General features: G+C 63.0%; 11 protein-coding genes. 2 read left to right on the top strand and 9 right to left on the bottom strand.

Annotated elements, in window-relative coordinates; genetic code table 11:
* Positions 1-134: 134 nt before the first annotated feature.
* From UCMB321_RS07540 to yiaY, 9 genes are all read right to left on the bottom strand, one after another.
* On the bottom strand, positions 135-467 hold the full coding sequence (locus tag UCMB321_RS07540) for a DUF6124 family protein (protein WP_040064991.1): 333 nt from the start codon (positions 465-467) through the stop codon (positions 135-137).
* A 405-nt stretch (positions 468-872) separates the two neighbouring features.
* Entirely contained in the window at positions 873-2,213 is a 1,341-nt protein-coding gene (locus tag UCMB321_RS07535) for an MFS transporter (RefSeq protein WP_040064990.1), read from the bottom strand.
* Between the two features lie 82 nt (positions 2,214-2,295).
* Positions 2,296-3,234, bottom strand: coding sequence for a hydroxymethylglutaryl-CoA lyase (locus tag UCMB321_RS07530; RefSeq protein ID WP_040064989.1), 939 nt, complete (start codon positions 3,232-3,234; stop codon positions 2,296-2,298).
* On the bottom strand, positions 3,231-4,424 hold the full coding sequence (locus tag UCMB321_RS07525) for a CaiB/BaiF CoA transferase family protein (RefSeq protein WP_040064988.1): 1,194 nt from the start codon (positions 4,422-4,424) through the stop codon (positions 3,231-3,233). Before UCMB321_RS07525 ends, UCMB321_RS07530 begins: the two co-directional genes overlap by 4 nt.
* Before the next feature lie 103 nt (positions 4,425-4,527).
* A complete protein-coding gene (locus UCMB321_RS07520; protein WP_040064987.1) occupies positions 4,528-5,436 on the bottom strand; it encodes a LysR family transcriptional regulator in 909 nt (302 codons plus the stop codon).
* Between the two features lie 47 nt (positions 5,437-5,483).
* The gene (locus UCMB321_RS07515; RefSeq protein ID WP_040064986.1) at positions 5,484-6,155 is read right to left on the bottom strand and encodes an NAD(P)H-binding protein; all 672 of its coding nucleotides are present in this window, start codon (positions 6,153-6,155) and stop codon (positions 5,484-5,486) included.
* 10 nt (positions 6,156-6,165) lie between these two features.
* A complete protein-coding gene (locus UCMB321_RS07510) occupies positions 6,166-7,029 on the bottom strand; it encodes an oxidoreductase (protein WP_040064984.1) in 864 nt (287 codons plus the stop codon).
* A gap of 74 nt (positions 7,030-7,103) precedes the next feature.
* On the bottom strand, positions 7,104-7,676 hold the full coding sequence (locus tag UCMB321_RS07505) for a TetR/AcrR family transcriptional regulator (RefSeq protein ID WP_040064983.1): 573 nt from the start codon (positions 7,674-7,676) through the stop codon (positions 7,104-7,106).
* Positions 7,677-7,804: 128 nt separating this feature from the next.
* Complete coding sequence (yiaY, locus tag UCMB321_RS07500) at positions 7,805-8,953, bottom strand: L-threonine dehydrogenase (protein WP_040064982.1); 1,149 nt, start codon at positions 8,951-8,953, stop codon at positions 7,805-7,807.
* A 226-nt stretch (positions 8,954-9,179) separates the two neighbouring features.
* Between yiaY and UCMB321_RS07495 the strand changes: the two genes are divergently transcribed.
* Together UCMB321_RS07495 and UCMB321_RS07490 are read left to right on the top strand one after the other, a co-directional pair.
* Complete coding sequence (locus UCMB321_RS07495; RefSeq protein WP_040064981.1) at positions 9,180-10,184, top strand: DUF4917 family protein; 1,005 nt, start codon at positions 9,180-9,182, stop codon at positions 10,182-10,184.
* A gap of 37 nt (positions 10,185-10,221) precedes the next feature.
* Positions 10,222-11,181 carry a FecR family protein gene (locus UCMB321_RS07490; RefSeq protein ID WP_040064978.1) on the top strand — a complete coding sequence of 320 codons (960 nt, stop codon included), beginning with the start codon at positions 10,222-10,224 and terminating at the stop codon, positions 11,179-11,181.
* Positions 11,182-11,188: the final 7 nt, after the last annotated feature.

Raw genomic sequence — 11,188 nt, 5'->3', positions numbered from 1 at the left:
GGCAACACGATACTTTGCGGTGAGACGCAGATTTATTGTGGGAGCCGGCTTGCTGGCGATGGCGTCCGGACAAGCGCCGCAAGGCTCGAGGTCCTCATCGCTGGCAAGCCAGCTCCTACAGTCGCGCGTTCATCTCAGGCTCGACTGGATACGGGCCAGCCCTGCAAGGTGTCATCCACACGACTGCGCGCCAACTCGATCAGGCGCACCGCCCCCAGCGCCAGTTTGCGTTTCGAACCGTCCAACTGATCGGCAGACTCATAAGCCGTAGCCGCAGCCGACTCAAGGATGTCACAAACATCAACCAGCGTTTCCTCGACGCCGTTCGGATAAACCGGTTTACCGACATCCCGAGGTGCCATCGGATCATCGCTGACGGGAAGATTGTAATGGGCGAAAACCCGGTCGACGGCTTCGTCGAGTTTCGGGTCTGCAGAGGCAGGTGGATTGGGCGTAACTTTGAACATGATGTACTCCTGAAGTAATGGAGCCATCACTTATCGCTACCAAACGATAGGGTGGTGGCTGTACGCAGGTTGGTAGACCGGGACTCCAGGAACCCAGCGCGCCCTTGGACGCCCTACGCACAGCCGCCATAACACATACGGAGCGGGCACAATAAAGTACCAGCCTGTATGGAGATGAGCGCTTTGTGCGCCTGGGAGTTACTCGGGCTACCAAACCCGATCACTGAAATAGCAGTGACGGACCAAAGCCTAGTCCCGTGATTTTCCCGGCGCAAGCGATCCGGATTTTCTAGGAAACTTCAGTCAAGGGAAAGGGAAACATCCTCCAATAACCGCCACCCCCCCCTTTGCACGTCAATCCGGCCAATCCGCCGCCAACCTTCAACCGTCAGCGGCGCAACCGGCTCATTCGACCTGATGCTTGTCCAGGGTCCGCAGTTTGTGCGGCAAGCCCCACAGCAACAGCGCGGCGGCGATCAGGCTGGTGACACCGATAACATACAGCGCCGGGGTCGTGCTGCCGGTGAGGTCCTTGATCCGTCCGACCATCACCGGACTGACAATACCGCCGAACTGCCCCAGGGTATTGATCACCGCAATGCCCCCCGCCGCCCCGGCGCCCGCACCGGCCAGCAGTTTCGGCGGCAAGGTCCAGAAGGCCGGGATCGAAGCGATGATCCCGGCCCCCAGCAGGCTCAGGGCAACGATCAGGAACAGGGTGTGATCGGCGAAGATCCCCGCACAGAAAAAGCCGACCGCCCCCAGTGCCACCAACCCGCAGACAAACTTGCGCCGCTCGCCACTGACGTCGGACAAGCGTCCGACCACCACCATGCTGATCGCACCACAGATATAGGGGATGGCCGTGAGCAGGCCGATCATCACCGGGCTTTGGGTCCCCGCGCTGCGAATCAACTGCGGTGCCCAGAAGTTCAAGCCATAGGACGCGACCTGGATCAGGAAGTAGATCACCCCCAGCATCAGAAAGCCGGGAATACGCAACGCCGTCAGCAACGAACTGCCGGACTGGTGCGGTTCATGCTGGGCGATACGGCTCGACAGCAAGCGCTTCTCGGCCGGCGTCAGCCAATGGGCATCGTCGATACGGTCCTTGAGCAGGGTCAGCACCAGCAAACCGAGGCCGATACACGGCAGGCCACCAAGCAGGAACAACCAGTGCCATCCACGCATCTGCAACACACCGTCCAGATGCTCCAGCACCAACCCGGAGAATGGCGCGCCGACCAGCCCGGCGAACGCCGACGCCAGAAACAGCATCGAGGTGATACGCCCACGATAATGCTGGGGAAACCACAGGGTCAGGTAATACAGCACACCCGGTGCGAAACCGGCCTCCATCGCCCCGATGACAAACCGCAGCGCATAGAACTGCCATTCGCTGTTGACGAACACCATCGCCGCCGTCGCCGCGCCCCAGGACATCATGATCCGGGCGATCCAGCGCCGCGCGCCGACCTTGTAGAGCATCATGTTGCTCGGCACCTCGAACAGCACATAACCCACCACGAACAGCCCCGCGCCCAGGCCATAGGCGGTGTCGCTGAGACTCAGGTCGGCCTGCAACTGGAATTTGGCGAAGCTGATATTGATCCGGTCGAAAAAGGCGAACAGGTAGCAGACCATGATCAGCGGCATCAGTCGCCAGGCGACCTTGCTCACCAGGGCTTTTTCGGCAGTGTGCACAACGGCGGGGCTCGCGCCCGCCTCCAGGACATTGAGGCTCATGGTGTTTCTCCAGGCGGACTGCCCGTAGGTATCCGATTGTTTTTGTTGTCTGGTACAGCGTGTCTGAAACAGCGGGGCACGATCAGCCGAGGCTGAAATCCGGTATCGGATGCAAATCGCAATTGCGTCCCGCCTTGGCCACCTGGCCAGGCAGCTCGTGTCCGAGCAACGCCGGCAGGCGGCGGGAGATCGCCAACAGTCCCGGCAGGTCGATACCGGTCTCGATGCCCATCTGGTCGCACAGGTTGACCAGGTCCTCGGTGCAGATATTGCCCGAGGCACCCGGGGCGAAAGGACAGCCGCCGAGCCCGCCGACCGCCGCATCGAAACGCCGGGCACCGGCTTCATACGCGGCCAGCACATTGCACAGCCCCAGGCCACGGGTGTTGTGGAAATGCAGCGTCAGGGCCGCGGCCGGCAGGCGACTCAGCACGCGTTTGACCAGCCGCTGGACCTGACGCGGATTGGCCATGCCGGTGGTGTCGGCCAGAGTGATGCCCTGCATCCCCATTTCCAGATAGGTATCGACGATCTGTACGACGCGGTCTTCGTCGATCGCGCCTTCGAACGGACAACCGAAGGTGGTGGCGATGCTCGCATTCAGCAACACCGACTCCCCGCGAACCCGCTCCAGCACCGTGTCGAAAGCCGCCAGCGACGCCTCGCAACTCATGCGCATGTTGGCCCGGTTATGCGTCTGGCTGGCGGACATCACCAGGTTCAGCTCATCGGCCCCGGCCGCCAACGCACGCTCGGCGCCTTTCAGATTCGGTACCAGCGCCACGTAGATCACGCCCGACTGACGGCGAATACCGCGGAAGACGGCTTCGCCATCGCGCAACGCCGGGATCGCCTTGGGCGAGACAAAAGAGCCACCTTCGATTCGCGAAAAACCCGCCAGCGACAGCTCATCGATCAAGGCGATCTTGTCGGCGGTTTCCACCCAGCTCGGTTCGATCTGCAAGCCGTCGCGGGGCGAGACTTCCTGGACGATCAGGCGTTCGGAAAAATCGCGGATCATTGCACCACCCCTTCGGCTTTCAGCCGTTCGATATCGGCCTCGGTCAGCCCCAGGCCGTCGAGAATGTCGTGGGTATGCTGGCCGAGGCTCGGCCCCTGCCAGTTGACCACACCCGGAGTCTCGGAGAGCTTCGGCACGATGCCCGGCATTTTCACCCGGACTCCGCCCGGCAACTGCGCATCGAGCAACATGTCACGGGCCTGGTAATGGGGATCGGCGACAATATCGGCGACGGAATAAATCCGCCCGGCCGGGACCTCGGCGTCCTGCAAGGCGAGCAGGACATCGTCGATCGGCAGGCTGCTGGTCCAGTGGGTGATCGCCGCGTCCAGCAGCCCGCTTTGCGCCGCCCGGCCATCGTTGTGAGCGAACTGTGGTGCCTCGGCCAGATCGGGGCGGCCAATCACATTCATCAGGCGCTTGTAGATGGGGTCGCTGTTGCCGGCGATCACCACATAGGCACCGTCAGCCGTCAGATAGGTGTTGGACGGTGCGATACCGGGCAAGGCACCGCCGGTGCGTTCGCGGACATGGCCGAGCAAATCGTATTCCGGCACCAGGCTTTCCATGACGTTGAACACGCTTTCGGCCAGTGAGACATCGACCACCTGCCCCTCGCCCTGCCCGCTCTTGACCCGCAACAACGACATCAGCGCGCCGATGACTCCGTGCAACGACGCCAGGGAGTCGCCGAGGCTGACACCGACCCGCGCCGGCGGCGAACCGGGCGTTCCGGTGGTGTAGCGAATCCCGCCCATGGCCTCGCCGATAGCGCCAAACCCGGGACGGTCGCGATAAGGGCCGGTCTGGCCGTAGCCGGAAATGCGTACCAGGGTCAGCTTGGGGTTGAGGGCATGCAGTACCTCCCAGCCCAGACCGAGCTTCTCCAGAGCGCCGGGACGCAGGTTTTCGATCAGCACGTCGGCGTCGGCGGCCAGTTGCTTGACCAGCTCGATACCTTCCGCGGACTTGAGGTTCAGCGCCAGGGATTTCTTGTTCCGCGATTGCAGGTACCACCAGAGCGACGTGCCTTCGTGGAGCTTTCGCCACTTGCGAAGAGGATCGCCTTGGCCGATGGATTCGATCTTGATCACCTCGGCGCCGAACTCGCCGAGCATGCGTGCCGCAAAAGGCGCCGCAATCAGCGTGCCGATCTCGATCACCTTGATTCCGCCCAGGGGAGCAGTCATCACCGGTACCTCACTTTCTTGGAATTTGTCCCCAAGGCTAGTGGAGTACGGGGTGATGAATCCAACCTTCACTCGGCAAGCTACGTTCGCGAAACGCGAACGCTCAGAGCGGTGCGCTCAAGTGTTCGAACAACAAGCGGCTCACCGGCGACAGCGCCGACTCATCCCGGACCACCAGGATCAGGCTGCGCGCGGACCATTCGTCATTGAGTTTCACCGCGTGTAATCCCAGGGCCCGGCCGAACAGTTCATAGGCCTTCAGCGGCAGAATGCCGATCCCCATGTTCGCCTGGACCATCCGGCACATGGCATCGAACCCCGGCACATGGATCCGCAGGCGCAGCACTTTGCCCGCCGCCCGAGCCGCCGCGTGGGTGCGCATATTGATCGAGCTGGCCGAGTGCAGGCCGACGTAGTCGCTGTCCAGCGTATCGGCGAAGGCCAACGCGTCCCGATCCGCCAGCGGATGATCGGGACGCATCAGCACCACCAACTGGTCATGCCGGTAAAGCACGCTGGTCAAGCCTCGCACATCGGTGTCGCTGGAGCAGACGCCGAGATCGGCCACGCCGTCGAGCACGCCTTGCACCACACCGTTGCTGGGGCGCTCTTCAAGGTCGACCTTCACTTGCGGATGGCATTCGGAGAAATCCCGAAGGTCTTCCGGCAGAAACTGGATGATCGCGGAAAGATTGGCCAGCATCCGCACATAACCACGCACGCCCTGGGTGTGTTCGCCCAGCTCCAGCCCCATTTTCTCGATGTTGAACAACATCTGCCGGGCATGATGCAGCAGGGTTTCCCCGGCCGGGGTCAATCGCATGCCTTTGGCCTGGCGCGCGAACAGCGCAACGCCCAACGCTTCCTCCAGTTCCATCAACCGTTTGCTGGCCGCCGACACGGCGATGGCTTCGCGGGCCGCCGCCCGGGTCAGGGTACCCTCCTCGTGCACGGCGACGAACAGTTGCAGGGTAATCAGGTCCAGGCGGCGGATCAGGCTTTTTTGCAGCATGGCAGGCTCGCTGACGACTCAATCGAAGCGTCGAGGATATCGCCCTTTCAGGTCCTTGCTGACAGTTGATTGATCGCCTTGGGATCGAGGATCGCTTGCGGCGCCCCCTTGCGCGCCACCGCCAGCATCGCCCGGCCCATGGTTTCAGTGGTCTGGATACTGTCCGGCCATAACCGGCGCAGCAGGCTCATCAACGGACCGGCCAGGCTGTAGACCGCCTGGTAGAGCCGGGTCTTGGAGCGCACGCCGTGCAACGGCTGGATCGCACCGGGACGCATCAGGTACACCGCCTTGAACGGCAACCGCTGCAAGGCGTTCTCGGTGCGCCCCTTGACCCGGGCCCACATGCTGCGGCCCTTTTCACTGCTGTCGGTACCCGCCCCTGAGACATAGACAAAGGTCATGCCCGGATTGAGCCGCGACAAGGTCTCGGCGGCGGCCAGCGTCAGGTCGTAGGTCAGCCGGGTGTACTGCGCCTCGTCCAGGCCCACTGCCGAAACACCCAGGCAGAAGAAGCAGGCATCGAAACCCTGCAGCTCGGACTCGATGCCGCGGTAGTCGAACAGGTCGGCGTGTACCACCTGGCTGAGTTTCGCATCGACCTGGGTCACCGGCGTACGGCCAATAACCCTGACCTGCTGCACATCGTCCGCCAGCAGGCATTCACGCAACACACCTTGGCCGACCATGCCGGTGGCACCGAACAACAGAATATTCATGGGCAACCTCTCAATGGCTCGGGAACGTCGGCAGCTCGACAGGTGCACTGTAGTCGGCGGCGCGACTGACCTCCAACCAACGCCCGGCCGCCTCGGCACGCGCGGTCTCGGCCTGCTCGCAGTAGTGCAAGGCATCGTTGCCGATCAACAGGTGCAGCGGCAATTGCTCGTGGTAGGCCAGCTTGAGCACAATCTGCGCGATACGATCAGGATCGCTCGGTTCATTGCCCGCATAGGCACTGAGCATGCTGCTGACGGCACCGACGCTCGCCTGGTAGTCCTCCATGATCGACGGCGTGGCGTGGCCCGCCCTCACCGCCCAGTTGGTGCGCATGCCACCCGGCTCCACGGCACAGACCTTGATCCCCAGCGGCGCCACTTCCTGCGCCACCACCTCGGTGAAACCACCCACCGCCCACTTCGCCGCCTGATAGGCGCTGAGCCCCGGCATGCCCGCACGGCCACCCACCGAGGAGATCTGCAGGATGTGCCCGCTACGCTGAGCGCGCATCACCGGCAATGCCGCGCGGGTCACGTTGACCACACCGAAGAAATTGGTCTCGACCTCCGCGCGAAACGCCGCCGTCTCGGTCTGCTCGAACGGCGCGAGATGACCGTAACCGGCATTGTTGACCAGCACATCGAGCCTGCCGAACGCCTCGACGGCAACCCGCACCGCCGCTTGCGCGGCCGCCGCGTCCGTCACATCCAGGGCCACCACCCGAACCTGGTCGCCATAGCGCGCCACCAGATCGTCCAGGCGCTGCGGTTCCCGCGCTGTCGCCACCAATCGCTCCCCCGCCGCCAGCACCGCCTCGGCGATGTTGCGACCCAGGCCACTGGCACTTCCCGTAATCAACCAGACTTTAGACATGATGAGACTCCTATCGATTGTTGAGCTTTATGAGTGAGCACTCACTCATTTTTGACACAAGGAAAAACCCTCGCCTACGCCTTGGCGGTGGCACTCCAGAACGCCTGGAAACCGGCTTCGGCATAACGCTCGGCCTGATCCGGTTCGCGACGGATGAAATCGATCGTGGTATCGGCCAGGGCCCCCATGATCGCCGAGACAAAGGCCGCCGGCTGGTCGCGGAACAGGCCGCTGGCAATGCTTTCCTGCATCATGTCGTTGACCTCGCAGAAATCCTGCATGCCGGCCAGCTTGCTCTGTTCGGTGACCTGCGCGGACATCCCGAGCAAGGCCACCACCTTGCGCTTGCGGGGCTCGGCCACGCCCCAGTCGACATAGCTCTGCCAGGCATGACGGGCGCGCTTGTTCACTGTTTCCGTGCGCGGGTAGCCGGGCATCATCACGTCCCGCAACTCGGCCTTGAGGTGCAGGTAGAGTTCGTTGAGCAGCACGTCCTTGGAACTGAAGTAGTTGAACAACGTGCCCTCGGCAACACCGGCGAGTCGGGCGATCTTCAGCGTCGGACAACCCAGGCCCTGTTCGGCGAACACCTCGATGGCGGCGTTGAGGATGGCGTTGCGTTTGTCTTCGCTTTTGGGACGGGCCATGGGGAGCAGCGTTCAACCTATAAGTGAGTAATCACTCAATTAAACCTGTGTGAACGCTGGTTTGCAAGCCCGCTGGTCGTGACAGCGCCCTCCCCTACAGGGGAAGGCGCGGGGTGGTGGGTCTTGCGTCAGAACGCGCTGCGGAAGATCTCTTCGATCTGCCGCTGGTCCGCCGCACGCGGGTTGGTCAGGCCGCAAGCGTCCTTCAAGGCATTGCTGGCGAGGATCGGAATGTCCTGCAACTTGGCTCCCAACTCCCGCAGGCCGGCAGGGATCTCGACATCCTTGGCCAGGCTGCGAATCGCCGCAATGGCCGCCTGGGCGCCCTCCTCGTCACTCATGCCCTGAATATCGACACCCAACGCCTTGGCTACGTCAGTCAGGCGCTGCGGGCACACCAGCGCGTTGAAACTCTGCACATGGGGCAGCAACACCGCGTTGCACACGCCATGGGGCAGGTCGTAGAAACCGCCCAACTGGTGCGCCATGGCATGCACGAAGCCCAGCGACGCATTGTTGAAGGCCATGCCCGCCAGGAACTGCGCATACGCCATGCTTTCCCGGGCCTGCAGGTCGGCGCCGTCAAACACGACCTGGCGCAGGTTGGCGCTGATCAGTTCAATGGCCTTGATCGCGCAGGCGTCGGTGATCGGCGTCGCCGCCGTGGACACATACGCTTCGACCGCATGGGTCAGGGCATCCATCCCGGTGGCGGCCGTCAGCCCTTTGGGCATGGCGACCATCAGGGCCGGGTCGTTGACCGACAGCAGCGGCGTGACATTGCGGTCGACAATCGCCATTTTCACGTGACGCGATTCGTCGGTGATGATGCAGAAGCGGGTCATCTCGCTGGCCGTACCAGCGGTGGTGTTGATGGCCACCAGCGGCAGTTGCGGCTTGGCCGAGCGGTCGACGCCTTCGTAGTCGCGGATATGCCCGCCATTGGTGGCGCACAGGGCGATACCCTTGGCGCAGTCATGGGGCGAGCCGCCGCCCAGGGACACGACGAAATCGCACTGGCCGGCCTTGAGCACCGCCAGCCCCTTCTCGACGTTGTCGATACTCGGATTCGGCTTGGCGCCATCGAACAGCACCGAGTCGATGTCCTGCATCGCCAGCATGCCGGCAATCCGTGCGGCGACGCCGGCCTTCGCCAGCCCCCCGTCGGTGACGATCAACGCCTTGCGAAAACCATGGTTGCGAATCGCGGTCATGGCTTCTTCCAGGCAATCGATGCCCATGATGTTCACTGCGGGAATGAAAAATGTGCTGCTCACGGTAAGCCTTCCTTTAGCTGACTGACGGGTCCCAGCTTCAGTCCAAGCCCCACCGCCCACCTTGACCTGGCTCAAGAGAATCCCGGATCCGAACCGCCGTTCGTCAGCCGCCGCTTATCTCAAGCGACCCACGATCATCGCGGTGGAATAAGGGAATGGCCCAACAAACCCATGTTAAAGTCCGCCGCTGATCCTCTTCAGATTTGGCAACCGACCCATGGCAACAATGGAATTCCGGGTATTTGATACGGCGTTGGAAGACTGGAGCGCCCTGCGTGCCGAAATCCCCTTCAGCGGCCTGTTGATCGGCAACGGCGCGAGCCGGGCGATGTGGCAGGCATTCGCCTACGACTCGCTGTTCGAGAAAGCCCAGACCACGCGAAACCGCCCGCTGGGGCTCAGCGAACTGGCGGTGTTCAAGGCCCTGGACACCAGCAACTTCGAACAGGTGCTCAGCGCTCTGAAGAGCACCATCAGGGTCAATGCGGCCCTGACCATCAGTTCGTCGTCGCCGCGCAATCGCTATTTCGCGATCAAGGAAGCGCTGATCCATGCGATACGCTCGGTGCACATCCCCTGGAAACTCGTGCAACCCGAGAGCCTGGCACGGATCAATGCCGAGTTGAGCCGCTACCGGACGCTCTACTCCACCAACTACGACCTGCTCGCCTACTGGGCGATCATGCAGGCGCCCGAATCGTTCGACGACCTGTTCCGCCCTGACGACTCGAGCTTCGACCTCAGCGCCACCGACAGCCACGGCACCCGCGTCCTGTACCTGCACGGCGGGCTGCACCTGGTGAAAAACCTCGACGGCAGCACCCGCAAGCTGACCTCCTCGGAAAGCACCCTGCTGGGCAGTTTCGCGGTCAATACCCTGGGCGACGTGCCGTTGTTCGTCAGTGAGGGGAATACGCAGGACAAGCTCAAGGCGATCCGTCATTCGGATTACCTGTCGTACTGCTACGGGCAACTGGCCGGGCACCAGGATGCCCTGTGCATCTTCGGCCACAACCTCGGCGAGCAGGACCGGCATATCGTCCAGGCCCTGCTGGATGCGCGGATCACGACCCTGGCGATTTCGATCTACCCGCGCAGCCAGGCGTTTATCCAGCATCAGAAGCGCCACTTCAGCCAGCTGTTCGAGGGCCGGGAGGTGACACTGCGGTTTTTCGATGCCAAGAGCCACCCGCTGGGCAGCCCGCAATTGCGGGTCGACCCCGAGGCCTGAGACAGTCCCCCTTGAACGACGAACGAGAGCCGCCAGAATGAGCCGCGCCACCGACATCGCACTCGATGGGAACAGCATCGACGCCCAGGCCGCGCACTGGTTCGCCCGTCACCGCGAGGCCCCCGGACAGCCGTTGGACGAGGCCTTCGAACAATGGCGCGCGACGCCGGCCCATGCCCGGGCCTATGCCGAGTTCGAAGCGCTCTGGTCGGACCTGGCGCAATTGCGTCAATTGAACCAACCGGCGTTGCCGCCGGCGCGGCGCAAGCACCTCTGGCGACCGGCCCTGGCCACGGCGGTCGCGCTGGTGTGCGCGTTGCTGACGGTCAGCGCCGGCGCGCCGAACACGCCCTATCGGCATCAGGTCGCCGCCCATGCCCAAGGCACGCGCATCCTGAAACTGCCGGACGGCAGCACCCTGTACATCAACGCCAATACCCGGCTACGTATCAACTTCCGCGCCCAGCAGCGGGATATCTACCTGGATCAGGGCCAGTTCTACCTGGAAATGGCCACCGACAAGGAACGCCCGTTCTGGATTCATGCCGGCAACGCCCGGGCACGGGGGATGGGTAGCGGTTTCGATGTGCGACGTGGCCAGCGTCAGCTGGTGGTCAGCGTCGCCCATGGCCAGGTGGCCTTCGAGCCCGAAGGTGACCCGAACAACGCCACCCTGCTCGAAGCACGGCAACGGGCGATCTTCGACTACGCCAAGGGCACGCTGCAGCAGCAGACCCTGGGCGGCGAAGAAATCCCTGACTGGCGCAGCGGCCACCTGACCTTTCGCAATCGCGAACTGGCCAGCCTGATCGATGAATTGAGCCTGTACCGCAGCAAACCGGTGCAATTGGCGGACGGTCCGCTGGCGCACTTCAAGGTCTCCGGCAGCCTCGACGTGACAGACCCCGATGCCCTGCTCAATGTCCTGCCCAGCTTGATCCCGGTGAAAACCGTGGCCCTGGAAGACGGCCAGGTCAGGATCGAAAGCCGCAAATAGTTTTTAT

Source organism: Pseudomonas batumici, assembly GCF_000820515.1.
GTDB lineage: Bacteria > Pseudomonadota > Gammaproteobacteria > Pseudomonadales > Pseudomonadaceae > Aquipseudomonas > Aquipseudomonas batumici.
This window is presented reverse-complemented; position numbering and strand designations above follow the sequence as displayed.

Coding starts and splice junctions, on each gene's coding strand:
- UCMB321_RS07495 (WP_040064981.1), top strand. CDS start 9,180: ATGGAATTCCGGGTATTTGATACGGCGTTGGAAGACTGGAGCGCCCTG.
- UCMB321_RS07515 (WP_040064986.1), bottom strand. CDS start 6,155: ATGAATATTCTGTTGTTCGGTGCCACCGGCATGGTCGGCCAAGGTGTG.
- UCMB321_RS07525 (WP_040064988.1), bottom strand. CDS start 4,424: ATGACTGCTCCCCTGGGCGGAATCAAGGTGATCGAGATCGGCACGCTG.
- UCMB321_RS07530 (WP_040064989.1), bottom strand. CDS start 3,234: ATGATCCGCGATTTTTCCGAACGCCTGATCGTCCAGGAAGTCTCGCCC.
- UCMB321_RS07535 (WP_040064990.1), bottom strand. CDS start 2,213: ATGAGCCTCAATGTCCTGGAGGCGGGCGCGAGCCCCGCCGTTGTGCAC.
- UCMB321_RS07520 (WP_040064987.1), bottom strand. CDS start 5,436: ATGCTGCAAAAAAGCCTGATCCGCCGCCTGGACCTGATTACCCTGCAA.
- UCMB321_RS07505 (WP_040064983.1), bottom strand. CDS start 7,676: ATGGCCCGTCCCAAAAGCGAAGACAAACGCAACGCCATCCTCAACGCC.
- UCMB321_RS07540 (WP_040064991.1), bottom strand. CDS start 467: ATGTTCAAAGTTACGCCCAATCCACCTGCCTCTGCAGACCCGAAACTC.
- UCMB321_RS07510 (WP_040064984.1), bottom strand. CDS start 7,029: ATGTCTAAAGTCTGGTTGATTACGGGAAGTGCCAGTGGCCTGGGTCGC.
- UCMB321_RS07490 (WP_040064978.1), top strand. CDS start 10,222: ATGAGCCGCGCCACCGACATCGCACTCGATGGGAACAGCATCGACGCC.